Source organism: Streptomyces sp. SYSU D01066-1, from assembly GCF_054956795.1.
The window spans coordinates 1-19,961 of record NZ_JBUDHV010000062.1 but is presented as its reverse complement, the minus strand read 5'-3'; the positions used below and the strand labels follow the sequence as shown (position 1 = coordinate 19,961).

General features: G+C 68.5%; 12 protein-coding genes, 1 tRNA gene and 1 pseudogene. 11 read left to right on the top strand and 3 right to left on the bottom strand.

All coding sequences use genetic code 11. From position 1 onward, the window contains the following. Window positions 1–91 precede the first annotated feature (91 nt). The 3 genes and pseudogenes from ACY1JF_RS31550 to ACY1JF_RS31540 form a co-directional block, all read left to right on the top strand. Window positions 92–727, top strand: a pseudogene (locus tag ACY1JF_RS31550) (transcriptional regulator); the annotation flags it as partial. Continuing rightward, complete coding sequence (locus ACY1JF_RS31545; protein WP_462708700.1) at window positions 727–1,299, top strand: transcriptional regulator; 573 nt, start codon at window positions 727–729, stop codon at window positions 1,297–1,299. The pseudogene ACY1JF_RS31550 and the gene ACY1JF_RS31545, both read left to right, overlap by 1 nt. 57 nt (window positions 1,300–1,356) lie before the next feature. Further along, window positions 1,357–1,430 (top strand) — tRNA-Met (locus ACY1JF_RS31540). Between the two features lie 547 nt (window positions 1,431–1,977). Here the strand turns inward: ACY1JF_RS31540 and ACY1JF_RS31535 are convergent. Then, a complete protein-coding gene (locus ACY1JF_RS31535) occupies window positions 1,978–2,232 on the bottom strand; it encodes a hypothetical protein (protein WP_462708699.1) in 255 nt (84 codons plus the stop codon). Between the two features lie 210 nt (window positions 2,233–2,442). On the opposite strand from ACY1JF_RS31535, the gene ACY1JF_RS31530 reads away from it, so the two are divergent. Both ACY1JF_RS31530 and ACY1JF_RS31525 read left to right on the top strand, forming a co-directional pair. After that, window positions 2,443–5,178, top strand: coding sequence for an ATP-binding SpoIIE family protein phosphatase (locus ACY1JF_RS31530; RefSeq protein ID WP_462708698.1), 2,736 nt, complete (start codon window positions 2,443–2,445; stop codon window positions 5,176–5,178). 307 nt (window positions 5,179–5,485) lie between these two features. Continuing rightward, on the top strand, window positions 5,486–6,115 hold the full coding sequence (locus tag ACY1JF_RS31525; RefSeq protein ID WP_462708697.1) for a hypothetical protein: 630 nt from the start codon (window positions 5,486–5,488) through the stop codon (window positions 6,113–6,115). Here ACY1JF_RS31525 and ACY1JF_RS31520 read toward each other — a convergent pair whose 3' ends face one another. Beyond that, window positions 6,116–7,231 carry a hypothetical protein gene (locus tag ACY1JF_RS31520; protein ID WP_462708696.1) on the bottom strand — a complete coding sequence of 372 codons (1,116 nt, stop codon included), beginning with the start codon at window positions 7,229–7,231 and terminating at the stop codon, window positions 6,116–6,118. Window positions 7,232–7,338: 107 nt separating this feature from the next. After that, window positions 7,339–8,448: an ImmA/IrrE family metallo-endopeptidase gene (locus ACY1JF_RS31515; RefSeq protein ID WP_462708695.1), complete on the bottom strand. Its 1,110-nt coding sequence runs from the start codon at window positions 8,446–8,448 to the stop codon at window positions 7,339–7,341. Window positions 8,449–8,995: 547 nt separating this feature from the next. Here ACY1JF_RS31515 and ACY1JF_RS31510 point away from each other — a divergent pair. The 6 genes from ACY1JF_RS31510 to ACY1JF_RS31485 all read left to right on the top strand — a co-directional run bounded on the left by ACY1JF_RS31510 (window position 8,996) and on the right by ACY1JF_RS31485 (window position 19,521). Next, window positions 8,996–10,819: an ATP-dependent nuclease gene (locus ACY1JF_RS31510; RefSeq protein WP_462708694.1), complete on the top strand. Its 1,824-nt coding sequence runs from the start codon at window positions 8,996–8,998 to the stop codon at window positions 10,817–10,819. A gap of 375 nt (window positions 10,820–11,194) precedes the next feature. Further along, window positions 11,195–12,364, top strand: coding sequence for an exonuclease SbcCD subunit D (locus tag ACY1JF_RS31505; protein ID WP_462708693.1), 1,170 nt, complete (start codon window positions 11,195–11,197; stop codon window positions 12,362–12,364). A 1-nt stretch (window position 12,365) separates the two neighbouring features. Continuing rightward, the gene (locus tag ACY1JF_RS31500; RefSeq protein WP_462708692.1) at window positions 12,366–15,380 is read left to right on the top strand and encodes an AAA family ATPase; all 3,015 of its coding nucleotides are present in this window, start codon (window positions 12,366–12,368) and stop codon (window positions 15,378–15,380) included. A gap of 546 nt (window positions 15,381–15,926) precedes the next feature. Beyond that, window positions 15,927–16,133 carry a hypothetical protein gene (locus ACY1JF_RS31495; RefSeq protein ID WP_462708691.1) on the top strand — a complete coding sequence of 69 codons (207 nt, stop codon included), beginning with the start codon at window positions 15,927–15,929 and terminating at the stop codon, window positions 16,131–16,133. Continuing rightward, complete coding sequence (locus tag ACY1JF_RS31490; RefSeq protein WP_462708690.1) at window positions 16,133–16,810, top strand: restriction endonuclease; 678 nt, start codon at window positions 16,133–16,135, stop codon at window positions 16,808–16,810. Before ACY1JF_RS31495 ends, ACY1JF_RS31490 begins: the two co-directional genes overlap by 1 nt. 284 nt (window positions 16,811–17,094) lie before the next feature. Next, window positions 17,095–19,521, top strand: coding sequence for a helicase associated domain-containing protein (locus ACY1JF_RS31485; protein WP_462708689.1), 2,427 nt, complete (start codon window positions 17,095–17,097; stop codon window positions 19,519–19,521). The last annotated feature ends 440 nt before the right edge of the window (window positions 19,522–19,961 follow it).

The following is a 19,961-nucleotide window of genomic DNA, read 5'->3' as shown; positions in this document are numbered from 1 at the left end:
ATCGCAACCCGCTACGACAAGACCGCCGAGTCCTACCAGGCAGCCGTCACCCTCGCATCACTCCTGATGTGGGCGTGACATTTGAAGACGCCCCCTAGGCCAGCTCGAGCACTCCACCGGCCTGGCCCACGACCGCCGCCGCTCCGGAGTCCACCTGATCACCCCGCCCGAGTGGGAGCACGAGGCGGTGCTGCCCAACCCGATCGGCCAGCGGGACGAGCCCGGTCCCCTGTGGGTCACCGAGCCGACGCTCCGCCTCCTGCAGCGCCTGTCCGGCCCCAAGCACCAGCTGTGCGCGCCTCCTCAGATCCACGAGTCGTACACCTCCGGGGCCACGGAGAACCTGCTGGAGAAGTTCCGCATCGCCCTGAAGGACGCCCGCGACACGGCGATCGAGCAGGGCGACACGGTGACGCTGGAGTACGTGAAGGCGATGTACTCGAAGTTCGTCTCCACGATGGGGGAGTCGAACTACAACCGGGAGCTCTACCGTCCGGACTGGATGCACCTCATCCGCAGCCAGGCCTTCGCCAATCTGTGGCTCAAGGCGCTCAAGGCCCATGACGAGGGCCTGGCCGTCGTCCGGGCGATGGGCACCGACGAACTCTACGTCATCGGTGACTGGCGCCGTGTCTTCGCCGAAGGCCGCGGTGTTACCGAGGTCAAGGTCAAGGACACGTACACCGCCGGAACCGACGCCGCTGAGCACGCAGGCGAGGGGGAGTAGTGCCGGAGAAGAACATCGACTTCGGGAGGTTCGGCGCCCGGGGCATCAAGGGCAGCGACGCCGTCGCTCGCAAACTCGACGAACTCGCGGGCGGCATCGCCACTCCCGTGACCGCAAAGCGCGGCTGGATGGCGCGCCTGCACTACCTGACGAAGTCGACCCAGACCCTGAAGGCCGCGCAGGATGCCGGACTCACCGTGACCCGCCGGACGCTAAAGGCCTGGCTGGAGGGCAAACGCCGCCCCTCCAAGACCAGCCTGGAACGCATCGACCAGGCGTACCGGACGGTGCGCCGCCGCTACGTCGCCCGCCATCTCCTCAGGCGCCTCAACCGCGACGGACGCGGCACCCGGGTGGAGATCCACCCGCTCAACCAGTCCCAGGTGCCGCAGCCGCTGCAGCGCGTGGTGGAGTACCGGACGATGAACGTGCGCCGCTGGGACCGCATCGTCGGCTCCTGGGCGGCCGGCGACCACCAGAGTCTCGACGCCGCGTGGCAGGACACGATCGTCGACCTCGGCTCGCAGTGGGGCCAGTACGAGTACGTCACCAACGTCGGCTTCGCCGCGTAGAGCCCTGAAGGTGGTCTTCGGCGCCTGCTGGGATGGCGTACGGTGGGGGGATACCGACGCGGGGTGGAGCAGCTCGGTAGCTCGCTGGGCTCATAACCCAGAGGTCGCAGGTTCAAATCCTGTCCCCGCTACTTCTAAAGAGGGCCCGGATCCACCCGATCCGGGCCCTCTCGCACTGCCTGGAACCCGACTGGCTGAGGCGGGTGATGCTTCGGCCTGGCGCGCGGGACGCCGGGGTGCCGGTGAAGCCGAGGACGAAGGAGTGCTGCGCAGCGGACGGCATCCGCTCACCGGCCGGACCGCTCAGCTGCCGGGCGACCGCGGAGGCGCCCGGCAGCGACTCGCGTACAGCGTCCCCGGCCGCGCCCGGCACCTGCGCAGCCTGAGGCAGGTCGTTGCGGTTGAGGTGGCGATGACACTGCCGCTGACCGCGGTGCCCAGCGCACCGCCGACCTGCCTCCCCACATCCGCGACCGCGGAGCCCGCACCGACCTGGCGGGCGGCGGAGACGGCCAGGACGGTGTCCACGGCGGCGGGAAGCGCGATGCCCGGAGCCTCTACCGCAGCTCTCGCGCTCATCCGTACGCCGGACTCGCCGGAGTCGTCCGCGGCAACCTCACCCGGCTCCAGGCCACCGCCGTCAGCGACCGCTGGGGCACCAACCACTACTCAGTGTGTCTATGACCAGATGGAAACGAGGAGCGCGGTGAAGGCGATACCGAGGGAGAGCGCGCTGGCGAAGGCGATTCCTGCGCGGGTGATGGCCGCAGGGATGCTCGCGTTGTCCCAGCGGGCCAGCGCGGCGGCAGTGATGCCTGCGGTCAGGGCGAGCGTGAGAACGATGGCGAGCAGGACCAGCACGATCGTTGAGCGGGGGGACACGCGTAATACCGCCTGTGACTCGGGTTGTCGGTTCGTCGGATGCAGTTCCACGATTTCCCGGCGCACGCCGGTGGACGAGCGGTTGGATGTTGTTGCAGAGATAAGCCGGGGGTTGTGGCAGAACAATCGGCAAGAGGGGGTTGCGTTTTGGGGGAGCGGACTCGGGCCGGGCGACCGTGGATGCCGGCGCGCGGTTCATGCGCGGAGATCAACGAGCTCGTCGGAATGCTCCGCTCGTGGTTGGACACGGCAGGAGTGCCCGTGGTCCACCTTCATCAGCGCCTGACGGCCGAACACTTCGTTAGTGGCCAGGTGCCGTCGCTGACCAGGCTCCGTAAGCAACTGGCGGGCGAGGGCTTGTCGTGGGATCTGGTGGAAGCTGTGGCTGACGTCTGCTACCCGGACGACGACAGCGAGACAGCCGACCAGCGACTGGTCCCCCTGCAAAAATTATGGCGTCTGGCGCAGACTGCGCCGACGGCCACCGACGGCAGCGGCCCACAGGTAACCGCGCGGGAGGTGTTGGAGGTTCAGCGTCAGGCCATCACCGCCTATGAGGAACTCAACCGCGCCCGTCGGGCCTTCGAGGCCAGTGAGCAGGGACGACAGCAGGCCCTGCAGATCGCCACCATTCTCTTCGGCATGCTCGGCCAAGCCCAGGCGAAGGTTCTGGAACTCACCCGCCGTATTGACGCACTGAGGGGTTCCGCCCTGCGGGCCCCAGCGGATGTCGAGCGCCTGGAACAGACACGACGACGGGCCGAAAGCCAGGAGCTGGAACTGCGCACGCAGCTGGCCCGTGCCGACGGCGACCGGCAGCGGGCACAGGCGGTCGCCGATCACGCAGCACGGCGGATCCAGGAACTGGAAACCGAGCTTGAGGCCCTCAAGGCGAAGACGACGACCTCAGCCCAGTCCGACGGCGGCGGCAGCCTGCTGCCCGCTCCGCTTACGCCGCCAGCACCTGAAGAGGCCGGGCTCGACGCCGTTGACGATGCGCTGGAGAAGGTGCGTGTCGCACTGGATTTGGAGCACGACGCCGTACAGGAAGCCGCAGAGGACCTCGGCATGAATGTCGCCGAGGCTGCCAAGGACGGTCGCAGTGGTCGTACGATCCCCGGCCAGACCGTTGGGGGCACATTGGCGCCGGCTGCAGACAGCACGCGAGCCCCGGCGCAAGACGGCAGTCCATTGTTGGCAACAACCGCACACAACCCCGTGACCATGCCATTCGAGCCGGGCGAGCTGGTCGGCGGACCCGTACCATCGCTGGACCGTATGCGGCTCGCCTCCGCCGCCACAGAGCGCATCGCCGCTGGCATCACCGTCGAGGAAGTCGTGACAGGCCTCGGCGGTGCAGCGGTGCCGGAGTTCGCCGACGGAATCCTCATCTACCTCAGAGAGCCACTGCAGGACTACGAATCGTCGTCTCTGGGCGATGTGCGCCTCGCTCACCGCCAGAACGCACCCAAGCCGGCGGCTCTCCTCCCGCTGCCGTCGGCGCCCGAGGAACTCACCGTGCCGAAAGGCAGCCCCCTGGCCGAGATCCTCAGCAGCGTGCGCCCCGTCACTGTCAACGATGCCCTGTCTCGCGCTGCGCTGGCAGACGTCACCGCCGGCCTTCTCCCAGCCCAGGCCAGCGTGATCATCGCTCCCCTGCAGAGCAAGAGGCAACTGCTCGGATTCGCCGTGTTCCTCCGTCACCATTCGACGCGATACGACGAGGCGGACCTGCTCGTCGCGGCACAGATGGCCACGCATACCGCCCTCGGTATCGACCGGGCACTCCTGGTCCGAAGTCAGGCCATCGCCATGGACGAACTGCAGCGCACCATGCTGCCTGCAAGCCTCGCGCAGCCCACCGGCATCCGACTCGCCAGCCGCTACCTGCCAGCCACCGAGACTGCACGCGTCGGCGGCGATTGGTACGACTCCATCCCCCTGCCTGGCAGCCGAGCCGCCCTGGTCATCGGCGATGTCATGGGCCACGCCACTGTGTCCGCCGCCATCATGGGCCAGTTGCGGACTTCACTGCAGACCTTGGCCGGCCTCGACCTGCCGCCCCACGAAGTCCTGCACCACCTCGACGAGCAGGCCCAGCGACTGGGCGGGAACCATATGGCGACCTGCCTGTACGCCGTCTACGACCCGCTATCACACCGCCTCACCATTGCGAACGCCGGACATCCCCCACCGGTCCTGCTGCACCTGGGCGGCAAGGCCGAGGTGCTGCAGGTACTGCCCGGCACCCCTATTGGTGTGGGCGGCGTGGACTACGAGGTCATGGAAGTGGATGCCCCCGTCGGCGCCACACTCCTGATGTACACCGACGGACTGGTGGAATCGCGAACCCGAGACGTGTGGGACGGGATAGAACAGCTGCGCGAACAGGTGGCCGCAGACCGTCCGGCCAACGACAACCGCGGACCAGTGGAGTTGGAGACACTCTGCGACAACGTGATCGACGCACTCGTCGGACCAATCGAGAGAGTCCGAGGAGACGATGTGGCATTGCTCGCTGCCCGCTTCGACGGCCTCGCGCCGGGCGATGTCGCCTTCTGGCACCTCGACGCAAAAGACACGGCCCCCCGCAAGGCCCGGCACCACGCACGACGCGCGCTGTCGCGCTGGGGACTGGAGGAGCTAACGGATCCGGTGGAACTGCTGGTCAGTGAGATTGTGACTAACGCTGTGCGTCACACCTCCCAGCGCGTCACCCTGCGGCTGCTACGAACCGACGTATTACGGTGCGAAGTGGTCGACGATGAGCCGAGCCTGCCCAGAGCCCGTCAGCCCAACAGCACGGACGAGACCGGCCGTGGACTTTATGTGGTCAACCGGATCGCCAGACGCTGGGGAGTCAGCAGACTCTCCACGGGCAAAGTGGTCTGGTTCGAGCTGGCCCTGCCCGATGAACCGCGGCAGGGTGCAACTCTCGCAGCCTTCCCCAGCACCGCCGGAACTGACAACTCGTCCGAAGCCAGCCAGGATCAGTGAACGACAGTATCCCGTCGTACCAGTTCCTGACCTGTGCAAAGCGCCGGTCTGCCGCAGGCAGGTCACCGAGCCGACGGTGCGGCGGGTGCTGCGGGGCCTGCGCCAGGGCTCAGTGGGCCCACGCGGCGTGTCCGCAGACTGCGGCCCAGGGTTTTCGAGTAAACGGCGGTGGTTCTGCCGTGCGATCGGCGATATAGCACTGTCGCAAGGAATGGGCGGGTTTTTGGAACGTTTGGACGAGGCGGCCGTGCCCCATCGGGTGGGATAGTCGGGGCCGCCGGGTACGGCTGAAGTCGGATGAGGCAGGGTGAACGGCATGGTGACCTTGGCCAGCCCGTCGGTGGGCACATCGGTACGCGCAGCCTCTGCGGCCCTGCTGGATCCGGCCGTGCTGTCTGTCTCGCTCCAGCTGATGGGCAGCCAGGCGCTGCTGTTCTACCGGCTTGACGAGGAAGAATGCGCACGCCGCGCCCGCGTCTCAGCGGCACGCCTCGACAGTCTTGATGCGCTGCAGACGCTTCTGGAGCTGCCCGTCGACGAGCCCGTTGCACTGGCGACGCTGCCTGCACGGCTGCGTTCGGCGGTACGTCGGCTTCCGGCCGGTGCCGCCGACGTCGACCGCTGTGAGGTCACCCGTCGCGCGGTGCGGCCGCTCACCGTTGATCTCGCCGTGGTGCGGGCAAGCGCCGCGGGCTGGCGCGGGGGACTCGAGCAAGCCGGCCGTTTCGCCCCCTTCTGCCGGCGCGCCCTGCTGCTGGACAGCGCTCCACCGGCGCCTGAGGAGAAGCTGATGGAAGCCGCCTTCTACGGCATCGGCGTCCTGGTGGCCGACGGCGAGAGCGTGGACCTGCTGCTGGAACCGCGGCCCTACACCCCGCGCCGCCATACCCCCGCGGCATGGTGCTTCATCGAGGAGTTCCACCACCGCATCGGCTAGTCACGGCTCACCGCGCTCCGCGCCCGCCACCGGGCGTGCCGTGGAGGGGGCCTGCGGGCCGACGGGGGCCTGTGCCCACTGCAGCAGCTGCTGGGGCACCTTGAAGGCGCTGAACCCGGGATGGTCGAGTTCAGCGTTGAGCACCGGGTAGCGGTCCACCGCGCGCCGACAGCGCTGCTGCCACCACGCGGGCCGCCCGGCTGGCTCGACGGCGTCCATGCTGCGCAGCCACTCCATCAGCACCGCCGCATTGTGGGCGGCCGCCGGCACCTGCCAGTGATTGCTGACGAAAGTGTCCAGGACGAGCCCGTCGCAGGCCGCGCACCGGCACACCGGCGCCAGGCCCGCGGCGAACCTTTTCGCCAGCGTCTCGCCGAGGAAGAAGTCCATCAGCTCCGGCAGCAGCACGGAGGGCGAGTTCGGACCGCCCGGGGACCGCTTGGCCGCCTGACCGGGCGGGACGATGTGCCGCACGCTGCTGGTGGCGCCGAAAGCGGTGAACGCCGCCCCGTGGGCCAGAGCCCCGAACGCCGCGAGGTCGGCACGCAGCAGCGCGGTCCCGGGGACCTCCGCCAGCAGCCGCTTGAGGTTGCCCACCGCCTGGGAGAAGCCGGCCAGCGGGTCCATCTGCCCGCCGAGCATGACCGCTTTGGGGTTCGGCACGACATTGAGCCAGGCGATCAGCTGTCCGACCGCGTCGTCGCGCAGCCACGCCACGTCCACCGGCACACTGAAGAAGACGTGGGGGTCCTCGAGCTTGAGAACCTGGTGGACGGCGGCCTTGAGGGCGTCGGAGTCTTCCGCGTGCAGATATCCGGTGGGCGTCATGGCCGCCGTCGCGCCCGCACGGTGGCCCACCTGCTCCTCAATCGACAGCTGCAGCGGGTCGCCGAAGGCCAGCTGGCCTTGCGAGACGTCGGGAAATGGGTCGTCCTCGCTGGCCGCCGCCACGGTGTAGACGGCGGGATCCGCCAGCAGCGGTCCCGTGAACCCTTCCTCGCGCAGTTTGCGGACCTTCGCCGCCGCCCCGGCCCCGCTGACGACAAGCCCGCTGCGCACCGGATCGAGCTGCTCGCGGATATAGCCGACGCGGCTCGCTCCGGCCTGCAGCAGCATCCGACCCCGCAACTGCCCGGGTACAGGGGGCGGTTGGCTGAGAGGAGGGTCGGGAGGCTCCGCGGGATCGGAACCGGTGCCCGGGCGCGGGGAGGGGAACGACTCAGTCATGGCCTCACCTTCGAAGCGGAATCCACCGCCGCGCCTTCGCGCGGGGCGTACAGCAGCTGGAAGTCCTCAGGCAGCAGCCGCGCACAGCGGGCCAACTCCTCCTCGTTGATCCCCGCGTCCAGAGCAGAGCGGATCAGTCCGGGGACGTACCGGGGCCGCTCCTGGTCTATCTCGACCGGCTCGGCTGTGCGGTATCCCAGCGCGGACATCTCCACCATCACGCTGCGGTACTGCCAGTCCGTGACGATGTTCAGGCTCTGTGCCCGGCGCAGCAGCGCGGCCATCGACACTTTCCACTCTCGCTTCAGCCGGGCCAGGAGTTCCAGGTCGACGCGAGGCGTGAAGGCGGAGCGGATGTCACGCGCGGGCATGAGGAACTCGGCAGCGAATTCGTCGGCCTGCCGCTCCTGCACGGCGCTGTCGCCGGGGGACCGGTGCAGGACCAGGTGCCCCAGCTCGTGCGCCAGGCTGAAGCGGTAGCGGTCTGCGGGCGCGTGGTCGTTGGCCAGGATGAGCGGCGGTTGTGTTCCGTCCCACTGGCTGACCGCATCGAGCCGGTCGCTGCCCAGATCACGCGCGACTACCAGCGTTCCGGCCGCTTCCAGGGATGCCGTCATGTCAGCCGCCGGGCCCGGCGGCATGCCCCAGGCCTTGCGAACCTGCCGGGCTGCGTCCTTCGCCGTGGTCAGGGCGTCGAGTGCGACCGTGGGGATGGTCGCAGGCCGCACACCGAGACCGGGCCGGCACGCGGCGATGCCTTGCAACTGAACCCGCGTCAGGGCGAGATGGGCATGCTGGTGCCGAAGGGCGGAGACGGTCAACGACGCACGCTTGCGGTGGTGGACGAGCCCCACGCCGACCCCGTGTACCTGCGGGTCCAGACACAGCAGATCCGGCGGATACCCCAGAGCCGCCGCGTACAGCTCCAGCCGCTCTCCCGAGACCGCCAGCCGGCCGCTCTCGGCGCGGCTCACATACCCCTGGGACACCGCCGCGTCACCGCCGGAGGCCTTCACCATCGCCTCAGCCACGTCGGCTTGCGTCATGCCGCGGAACTCCCGGACCACCACCAGCATCCCCGGCTGTGCCGGACGTACGTCACTCACGTCGTATCACCTCAGATCAGACCTCAAAAGATTAGCTCCAAATATTCCACCATGTAATGAAGTTGACAAAAATGACAGAACGTCAAGTAGAGCGGGCAGAGTGATGGTTGGGCGTCGCGCTCCGGTTCGCACCGAGGACTGCTCTCGGAACCCAGGAGAATTGATCAGTTGGTCGCGATGCCCGTGATGAAAGGCGCGTCCGTAGCGGATGCGACGTCCAAGCTCCCGGCCCGGTGCCCCTCAGCTCTCAACCACAGTGCGTGGAACCGTGCATGTCGGGTTCGCGCTGGTCAAAGACGTTCACTGAGGCTGTGCCCGGCGCAGCGCCCCGGTTTCTGCGGGATGCGGCGTTCCGCCTGAGGAGGCGAGGCTCAGCCTCTCCTCGCCCAGACGCTAACTGGCGCAATACGGGGCACGGTTGCTTTGCGTGCCTCTAGGATGACTGCCTGCGCCGAGGCCTCAACCGCCTCATCCGCACGCGTAACGCCCGCACGCCACACCCCTGTCCGTCGCCCGGCGGAGCGGGGAGATACGGAGCAGCTCGACCGTGCACCTCATCCGCTTCTCCGCGTGCGGGTTCCGCTCGCTGACCCATGTGCAGGACATCCTGGTCAGCAGCCCGACGATCCTGGCCGGCCGCAACGACGGCGGCAAGAGCGCGGTCCTGGCCGCGCTGGCCTTCCTGCTGGGCGAGCACCGTCTGACGGACGAGGACCGCACCTACCAGCAGGACGAGGGCGTCAAGGGACAGCGCTGCGCGGAGACATGGGTGGAGGGCGTCTTCCGCCTGGACACCGTCGAGCAGGCCGCCGCCCCCTTACCGGCGGAGATCCGCATCCGGCGCCGCTCACGGGCCGGTGAGGCGGCGTGCTGGGAGTTCTTCGGATCGCAGCCCGCCGACAGCCGTCTGCAGGGCCTGGGCCGGCTGATGAAGAAGGACCTGACCGAACTGGTCGCCGAGTTCGGCCTCGTCCCGTCAGGCACGCTGAAGGAAGACCTGCTGGCCGCGCTCGCCGCGCACGCCACGACCGTCCCGCAGACCGAGCAGTGGCAGCCGCTGCCGAAAGACCTCGAGGCACGGCTGCCGCGGCTGCTGGCGTTCGGCGGCAAGGACGAGAGCCCGGACGACGCGGTGCGCACCGCTTTGAGCAGCTGCTACGAGACCCATCTCGAGGACGAGACCCTCCAGGGACAGGTCCGGGAGATCGAGAAGGAGATCACGCAGCGGCTGGAGAAGGAAGCGGACTCCCTGTGCCGGCACATCCGCCAGCACTGCCGTGAGTTCGTCGGCGTGGAGGTCAAGCCCGAGGTCTCCTTCAAGGGCGGCTTCAAAAGAGCGCCGCTGGAGGTCTCCAAGGCCGACGGCGAGCCCGTGGATCTGACCCGTTCGGGCCAGGGCAGCACCCGGCGCATCGCCCTCGCCGTGTGGGAGTGGACCAGCAGCCTCCTCGAAAGCAGTGAACTCGGCGCGACGGGGGAGCAGGACGAGCCCCAGCCCACCCAGACCATCGTCGTCTACGACGAGCCCGACACCCACCTCGACTACCGCCACCAGCGCACCGTCATGGACATCATCCGCAAGCAGTGCGCCCTGCCCCACGTCAGCGTCATCGTCGCGACCCACTCGATGAACCTCATCGACGGCGTCGACATCGCCGATGTCGTCCACCTCAAGCTCAGCGACAGCGGCCGCACCCTCGTCGAGCGCCTCGACGGCGACACCCACGACGGCATCGACTTCCACCTCGGGCAGATCGCCGCCGCGGTGGGCCTGCGCAACTCCGTCCTGCTGCACGAACGCTGCTTCCTGGCCGTCGAGGGCCCCACCGAGCAGCAGTGCGTGCCCCTGCTCTTCCGTCTCTCGCAGGGTCTGCCCCTGCAGGCGGCCGGCATCGCCCTGTGGGCCTGCGACAACAACGAAGGAGCACTCCACCTGGCCGGCTACCTCGTCAAGCAGCATCGCACCGTCATGCTGATGGTCGACGCCGACAGCCGCACAAATAAGCACTTCAAGCCTGAGAAACTCATCAAAGCTGGCCTCGACCTCAGCAAGCAGGTCTCCTACGTCGGCGAGGGCGAGGGCTACAACGAACTGGAAGAGCTCTTCAGCGACCTCCAGTGGGCAGCCGCCGCCAACGCCCACTGGCCCCGCCCCGAGGGCCAGCCCTGGAGCGCCGACGACTTCAGCGAGCACCGGAAAGGCAAGTTCAGCGAGCGCATCCTCTACATGATCAAACAGCAGGCCGCAGAGAGCAGCCCCAACGGCAAGGCCGACATGCTCTACGCACTGGTGTCCATGCTCACCACCCCCGAAGAGGTCCCCCAGCAGCTACGGGACATCTTCACCGAGGTGCAGGCCCTCGCCTGCTGACCTGCTGCTGCGTTCGCCGCTGCAGCATGCGCTCCTTGCGCTGCTCAGTGGTCGGCGCCGTCCAGGCGTGCCATCCGGCCTCCGCAGTCCATTGCCGCGCGTGCGCGCGGGCTTCGATTCCGCACCACCGGCAGCCCCCGGGCGCCACAGCGTGCTCGGTCCTGGCAGAACGCGATAAAGACATCACATCCTCCTTCCCCCACTGCTTATCTTGCCTCCTGCCACTGACAATCACCCTGCGAGCCGCGTCCGGCTCCGCCACCCGGCGGCGCATACGAAGAAACCTTTCCCTCACGTGCCCCAAGCCCCCGAAACAAGACCGTTTATCGGGAAAACCGCCCGTAGCTCCCACCACTCTGGTTACGGTCTGTGCCCATGAGGTTCCTGCACACCTCGGACTGGCATCTCGGCTGCCGGTTCCACGGGGAAGATCTGATCGACCACCAGCGCAAGGTCCTGGACCACATCTGCGCCACCGCCCGCACCCAGAAGGTGGACGCCCTGCTGATCGCGGGCGACATCTACGACCGTGCCATCCCGAGTCTGGACGCGGTACGCCTGTTCGACCGGGCTCTGCACCAGCTCGCCGACCTCGGTATCCCCACCGTCATGATCAGCGGGAACCACGACTCGGCCCACCGCCTCGGAACCGGCTCCGGCCTGTACGCCAAAGCCGGCGTCCACCTGCGCACCGACCCCGCCGACGCCGCCCGCCCCGTCCTCCTCGACGACGAGCACGGCCCCGTCGCCGTCTACGGAGTGCCCTACCTCGAGCCCGCCCTGGTACGCACCCAGCTGGACGCAGAGACAGCCTCCCACCAAGCCGTCCTCACCTCGGCACTGGACCGCATCCGGACTGACCTCGCCACCCGTCCGGGCACCCGCTCCGTCGTCCTCGCCCACGCCTTCATCACCGGTGCCACCACCAGCAAAAGCGAACGCGACATCAGCGTCGGCGGCATCGCCCACGCCGGCGCCGACCTCTTCGACGGCATCGACTACACCGCCCTGGGCCATCTGCACCGCCCGCAGAGCGTCAACGACCGCATCCACTACAGCGGCTCCCCGCTGGCCTACTCCTTCTCCGAGGCCAACCACACCAAATCGATCACCCTGGCCGACCTGCCAGCCGTCGGCGCCCCCACGATCACCCGCCACGACATCCCGGCCGACCTCCATCTGCCGCTGGCCCGGCTGACCGGCCGCATCGAGGACCTGCTGACCGACCCCGCACACGAACCGCTCAGCGAAGCCTGGCTGCAGGTCACCCTCACCGACACCGCCCTGCCGTACGAGGCGATGGCACGCCTCAGACAGCGCTTCTCCAAGACGCTGGACATGCAGCACGTGCCCGCGGGCATCCCGGCACAGGCCACCGACAGCCCCACCTACCGCGAACGGGTACGCGGCCGCGGCGACCTCGACATCGCCCACGACTTCATCACCGCCGTGCGCGGCACCCCACCCACCACCGCAGAGGCAGACCTCCTCCAAGAGGCCGTCGACGACATGCGCGTGCGCGCCCATGAGAAGGAAACCGTCTGACATGCGTCTGCACTCCCTGCGCCTGCAGGCCTTCGGCCCCTTCGCCCGCCGGCACACCGTCGACTTCGACGCCCTGTCCGCCGACGGCCTGTTCCTCCTGCACGGCGACACCGGCGCCGGCAAGAGCACCCTGTTCGCCGCCATTTGCTTCGCCCTCTACGGCCTGCCGCCTCACGAACGCAACATGCGGCTGCGCAGCGATCACGCGCCCGCCAACCTGCTGACCGAAGTGACCCTGGAAGTAACCCTCGCCGGCAAGCGCCTGCAGATCCGCAGAATCCCCGCCCAGAAGCGACCCCACCTGCGCAACAGCGCAGAACTCGTCGACCAGAAGGCCGAAACCTACCTGCACCAGTGGGTCCTCGACGAACACGGACACGGCCAGTGGGAAGGCATCATCAAGTCCCACAAGGAAGCCGGAGAAGAGATCAAGTCCCTCCTGCGCCTGACCCGGCAGCAGTTCTGCCAGGTCGTCCTGCTCCCGCAGAACGAGTTCACCAAGTTCCTGCGCGCCGACGCATCCGAACGCCGGGTCCTGCTCGGCACCCTCTTCGGCACCCGCCGCTTCGGCCTCATCGAAGAATTCCTCGCCACCCGCAAAACCCTCACCGCCAAGACGCGCGACGAGGCCCGCGCCGACGTCCTGCGCCTGGCCGAACGCATCCAGCAGGCAGCCGGCGACGACCTCGAACCCGCCCAAGACGCCCCCCGGGCCGACGACCCCGCCACCCTCACCGCACCCGCCCGTGCCTGGGCCAGCGCCCTGCACCGCCAGGCCCTCACCCTCCAAGACGCCGCAGCCACCGCCACCGAGACCGCCGAGCAGCAGCTGGCACAAGCCCGTCTGGTAGAACAGGCTGTCCGCGACCTCCACCGTCTACAGCAGAGCCACCGCACCACCGCACACGACCTCGGCCTGCTCCACGAGCAGACCGCCCACCACGACCGCCTCGCCGACCGCCGCGAGCGCGCCGTGAAAGCCCAGCAACTGCAATCCGTCCTGGAGACCGCACACACCGCCGACCTCAAGCACGCCCGTGCCCTGGACGACGACAGCCGCGCCCGCGCCCTTCTGCTGCCCGAACACGCGCCCCTCGACGCCGCCGCCCTCACTCACGCCGCGCAGCAACTGCACGCCGACACCGGCGCCGTCCAGGCGCTCCTGCCCGACGAGGCCACCCTCCAACGCCACACGGCAGCATTGGACGCACTCGACCGCGAGCGCCAACAACTCACCGAAACCCTCACCGACGCCCAGGAACGGCTCAACAACATTCCGCAACGCCGCACCGACCTTGCCGCACGCCTGGAAGACGCCCGCAGCGCACAGGAGACCAGCCGCGAACTCACCCCCACCCTCAACCTCGTCGAAAAGCAGCTGGAAGCCGCCAGACGCCGTGACGCCCTCGACCAGCAGATCAGCGCCGCCCACAAAGTCCTCAGCCAGGCCGAGAAGGACTCCGAACAAGCCGCGAAAACGTACATCGACATCCGGCGCCGTCGCACCGACGGCATCGTCGCCGAGCTCGCCGGCCGGCTCGTCGACGGTGAAGACTGCCCCGTATGCGGTTCCCCCACCCACCCCGCACCCGCCACCGCCCAGCCAGGCCAGCCCACCGCCGCCGACGAACAGGCCGCCGAAGCCGCCCACACCCGCGCCCAGCAGAACGAGAACAAGGCCAAAGAGACCCTGGCCCACCTGAACGAACAGGCCGCCACGGCCCGCGGTGAAGCCGGCGGCGACACCCCCCTCGCCGACCTCACCGCCCACCGCACAACCCTCGAACAACACCTCGCCGACGCCCTTGCCCAGGCATCCGACGCCGGACCGGCCGGCGAACAACTCGCCCTCCTGGAAAAGGAACAGGCCGACACCGAGCACACCCGCAACACCGCAACCGCACGCCTGGGCGCCGCCGACGCCACCTACGACAGCCTGCACACCCAGCGCGAAGAGCTCACCCACCGCCTCGCGACCGCCCTCAACGGGCACGCCACACTCGCCGACCGCATCACCGACCTCACCCAGCACGCCGGCCGCCTCGAGACCGCCGCCGCGTGCGCGGCCACCGTGACAGCAACCGCCGCAAGCCGCCACAGCGCCGCCGCTCTCGCGGAGCAGGCAGCCCACGCGGCAGGCTTCACTTCCCCGGCCGAAGCCTCGGCCGCCCTCCTGCCCGACGACGAACTCACCGCGATCGAGAACCAAATCACCCACTGGCGTGAACAGTGCCTCGTATTGACCGCCCGGCTCGCCGAACCCGAACTACAGGCAGCCATCGCCCAGCCTCCGGCCGACCTCGAGCACGCCGTCACCGAACTGAACACCGCCACCGCAACCCACTCCCGCACGGCAGCCCTCGCCACCCAGGCCGCCGACCGCGCAACCGCCCTGGCCACCCTCACCGCACAGCTCGACAGCCACATCCAGCGCCTGGAACCCCTCGAGGACACCTACCGCACCGTCGATCACCTCCACGGCCTCATCAGCGGCGGCTCACCCAGCAACCAGCTCCGCATGCAACTGGAGTCCTACGTCCTGGCAGCCCGCCTCGAAGACGTCGTCGACGCCGCCAACACCCGACTGTCACGCATGTCCCACCACCGCTTCACCCTCGTCCACTCCGACGACAGAGCCGCCCGAGGCGCCAAATCAGGCCTGGACCTCAAAGTCCTCGACGCCTGGAGCGGACACAAACGACACACCGACACCCTCTCCGGCGGCGAATCCTTCTACGTCTCCCTCGCCCTCGCCCTGGGCCTGGCCGACATCGTCACCGCCGAAGCTGGCGGCCAGGCACTGGACACCCTCTTCATCGACGAAGGCTTCGGCACCCTCGACGAAGACACCCTCCACCAAGTCCTCGACGTCCTGGACTCCCTACGCGCCCACGACCGCACCGTCGGACTCATCAGCCACGTCCCCGAACTCCGCCGCCGCATCACCCAACGCCTGCACATCTCCAAGAACATCGACGGCTCCACCCTCACACACCTGACCGAAGCGGCCGAATGACCCCACGACGGACGCCCGACCCGCCCTCGCCGACGAAACGCAAGCCCCAGGCCGCGCACACTCACCGATCTGCAACCCGCCGTCGGCCCAAGGTATAGCCACAACCGCCGGGGCTGCCCGTACCCCTCTCGGCCCCGCCGAGAAAGGCAGCCCCACAGCGCCCCCGCGTCCAAAGCCGCCCCCATCCCTGAAGGCACCCGACCGGCTCCCATAAGGAGCGCATCGAACACGTACTGCTTCATGCCATTTCTGCATGTGATCGAAGTGACGGAAACAGAGCACTGCGGTGCATGAGCACCTGCATCGGCCACCACAGCCGTACCAGAACACGCCAGTCCAGTCCGCATGACAGGAATTTCCGCAGACCCGAGCACCACTGTCCCGCTGTTCGAACACTGCCGGACCCATGACCGCATCACGGCGCGTTTTCGAGGCACTGCCAAGGCCTGCACTGACCAAACCGGCGGATTTGTCAGTGCCCGCTGCTACACCAATTTCCAGAGATCAGACCGCAGTTGACGGCATGGCACTACGGAGGAGGAAGCAGTGGCGAAGCCGCCCGAGGGCTACTACAAGGTGCGAAGTCATTACCGGCGCAAACCCCGCCCCAGCGCGAAGAAACTGAGCGGCTGGTCGATCGCAGGGCTGATCGCGGTGGTGTGGCTATGGAGCCAGCTCATCGGCTTCGGAGAAGCCTCCCCGACAACACCGCAAACCCCAACCCCATCAGTGTCAGCGAGCGTGGACCACTGATGCCCCGCCGCTCGCCCCGGCTGCGTCCACCCCGCGGCGGCAGGGAACAGGCCGCCGCCGCGGCCGTCGCCTGCGCCGCACTCTGGCTGCTGGCCAAGATCGCCACAGCCACATGGCAGGCAGCCGTCCGCATCTGGCCGTTGCTCGCCCTGCTTGCAGCTCTCGCCCTGGGGTACGCAGCCTGGAAGTTCATGCGCGAGCTACGGGCCCAGAAGGTGCGGGCCCAGACGCTGGCCCGGCTGCGGATCACGCTCGCACAGCTCGACGCCATGGACGACCGGGCCTTCGAATTCGCCCTGCGTGACCTGCTCCTCCGAGACGGCTGGAACGCACGACAGGTCGGCCGACAAGGAGACCAGGCCGCAGACGTCATTGGCGAGGACCGCCAACTCGGCAGAATCGTTCTGCAGGCCAAGCACACCACCGTCGCCGGCAAAGTCGGCTCATCAGTGATGTACCAGGTCAAAGGCACCGCAGGCCCCGTGCACGGAGCCGACACCGCAGTCGTGGTCACCAACGGCTCCTTCACCCGGGACGCCAAAACATGGGGCGAACGCCACCAGGTGCACTGGGTCGACCGGGACCGACTGTGCCGATGGGCCGAACACGGCACGCCCCTCCAAGACCTTCTGCGGCTGCCCACGGCTCGCAAGACAGCCCTCCGCCGGGCCGCATGAAATCAAGAGGGAGAGAACTCACCCCCACAAAACACAACCAATCGGAACGCCCGCAATCAAGAGAGGAAGACCGGCCCTCTCTGGGCCCCACGGCGATCAACTCGCGCTCCACTCGGGCGCAACGTAGCCGCCATCATCGCCCGTGACCCACAACCGACGACGCAGATCACGGGGCGCGCGTGGCCCACAGCGCGCCCCCGGCAACCAAGAGACACTGCGCCACACCCCTCCGTACGCGAGAATGAACGCGAGTCAGCCCCTCACGCATGCCGAGGAAACGCGCGATGACCGCCAGTCCCACCGCAACAGAACACACCGGGCGTCTGGCCCTGCGCACCGACCAACAAGAGGGCCTCGCCAACACAATCCGCCACCTGCGCCGCCCGCGCACCCGCGGACACGCCGTCTCAGCCTGCGGCACCGGCAAGACCCTCTTCGCACTGCGCGTCGCCGAAGAACTCGGCGTGCGACACCTGGCAGTGGCAGTGCCCAGCCTGGACCTGGTCGCGCAGTGGGCGGCAGCGGCTCGCGCGGACGGCCGCCAGGAGCCGATGATCACCATCTCCTCGCTGCGCGCCGAATCACACCCGCTCCTCGCAGAGGCCAAGGTCGAATCGGCCAACGCGGGGGAGTACCTGGCCTACTGGCTCGCCCGCCACCCCAAAGCAACGGTCTTCTTCACCTACGACTCGCTGTCCAAGATCGAAGAAGCCCAACACTCCGCAATCTTCCCCGCCCCCGTCTTCGGCCTGCTGATCGTGGACGAAGCACACGCCACGGCTGGCACCTGGGAGAAGAGCTGGACCGCGCTGCACGACAACGAACGCATCCCTGCCGATCGCCGCCTCTACCTCACCGCCACCCCGTATGTGTGGGATGCCCCACGTCTGACCGAGCCGCCCACCACCAGGGCGCAGCCCAAGCGCACCGCCGCCACAGCACCGGCCTGGGACGACCCGGCCCTGCTGGCCACCATGGACCAGCCGCAGATCTTCGGCCCCCGCCTGCACACCTACTCCCACGCCGACGCCATCGACGACGGCGTCCTAGCCGACTACCAGCTCGTCGTCCCCACCGTCACCGACACTGAACTGCACACCGCGCTCACCGATCCGGAAGCCGGGCCCACCGCGCGCCGCACCACCGCCCTGCACTTGGCCATCCTCAAAGCCATGCGCGAGCAGAACCTGCGGCACGTGTTCGTCTACTTCCAGCAGATCGCCGACGCCGCCGACTTTGCTCGCCAGTTCGCCCACGCCCTGCGCACCCTCCCCGACGAACTGCGCCCCGACTGGGTGGACGACGTCGTCGTGCAGTCCATCGACGGCACCCACAGCCCCCGCCGACGCGCGGACATCATTGCCCGCTTCACCGACGCCGACCGGGCCGTGCTGGCCAACGCCAAGGTCCTTGGCGAAGGGGTCGACCTTCCGGCCGTCGACGCCGTCGTCTTCGCCGACCGCACCGCCAGCGTCCGCCGCATCGTCCAGGCCCTCGGCCGCGCCCTGCGCAAACCACCCACCGCCACAACGAAGACGGCCAGCCTCGTTGTCCCCGCCTACATCCCGCCCGGTGCCGACCCCACCGACCTCCTCGGCACCCCCTACGAAGCTCTCTGGCTTGTCACCTCTGCCCTGCGCCACCACGACCAGACCATCGCCGCTCGCGCCCCCCGGGCCAAGAACCAGCATCCCGCCCGCGATTCCCACACCTACATCACCCGCCGCTTCCGCTTCGACCACACCCTCGACCCCACCGCGATCGCCCGCGCTCTGGACCTGCTCGTCTGGCCCTCCCACGGCGCCGTCCTGTCCGCCCCCCGCCGCGCCGGCCTAGCCGCCGCCATCCGCTACCAAAGCGAACACAGTCACCTGCGCGTGAGCGCCGACTACGAGGACGCTTACGGCTACCGGCTGGGGCAATTCATCACCGGCCAGCGCACCGCCTACCAGGCGGGCGCCCTCGATCCAGCATGGATCGCCGAGCTCGAGGATCTCGGCATGATCTGGGACGACCACGAGGCCACCTGGCAGGGCCACCTGGCCACCGTCGAGGCTTTCCACGCCGAACACGGCCACCTTGCCATCCCCACCCAACTACCCGGCGGCCAGTTCCTTGCCGACCAGCGTGCCCTGGCCCGAAAGGACCGCCTCACCCCCGACCGCGACAACCAGCTCACAGCCCTCGACCCAGACTGGAAACTCCCCTACGGCCCCGACTGGCATCGCAAGTACCATCTGCTGCGCCGCCACCTGGAAGTCGGCAACCACCCCAGCACGCTGGGCCGCGACACGGTCATCCATGGGGTGAAGGCGGGCAGCTGGCTGCACCGCCAGTTCACCAGCTGGCACCACCTCGACCCCGGCCAGCGCGACCTGCTCGCCCGCATCGGAATCACCCCCGACCGCGCCCTCCTAGACCAGGAGCACGCCGCAGGCAGGCCGAGCACATCGCGGCGGCGCACGTTCGCGCAGACCACCGAGATCCTCGGGCTCTTCGTGGCACGATGGGGACGCACCCCCGGCGCCCGAGAGTGGATCGAGGTGGACGGCGACCGTGTCATGATCGGCCCCTGGCTCGCCAAGGTCCGCACCAAGCTGAACGCTGATCAACTTCCCTCAGAGCAAAAAGAGTTGGTGTCCGCCACCCTTGCCGAGCACGGCATCGATCTGGTCCGTGCTCCCGGGACCATCGGGCCATCAAACGGCTGAGGTTTGGCCGCTGAGCTCAGTGCGGCGGCAGCCTCGTTTCGCGGCGCCCCGGGTCCCATCTCCTGTAATGCGGGGGAGTGGCAGAACTCGAATACTCCAAGTTTTGGAGACAAGGAAGCAGCGGCACACAGGATTGGCGCGGCTCGGCGTTCTGGTCGTAACTGACGAGCCGTCACCAATCACCCAGTCGGGCAGAACCAGCGACCGCTGGCCTCTACTGCTAGCTGAATTAACCTGTACCCCAGTCAAGTTGGACTTGAAAAGCGAAGGCAAGTCGGGGAGGAGGCACGATCGCGGAGCGATCGGGACACCGCACCGACGACCCAACTCGATCCGCGGAGCGGATCCGGTCCCGGAGGGACCGAGCCCCGCCCCCGCGGAGCGGGGGCTGAACCGACGCGTAGCGTCGGCGCGTCGTTCCTGCGGAGCAGGACGCGCGC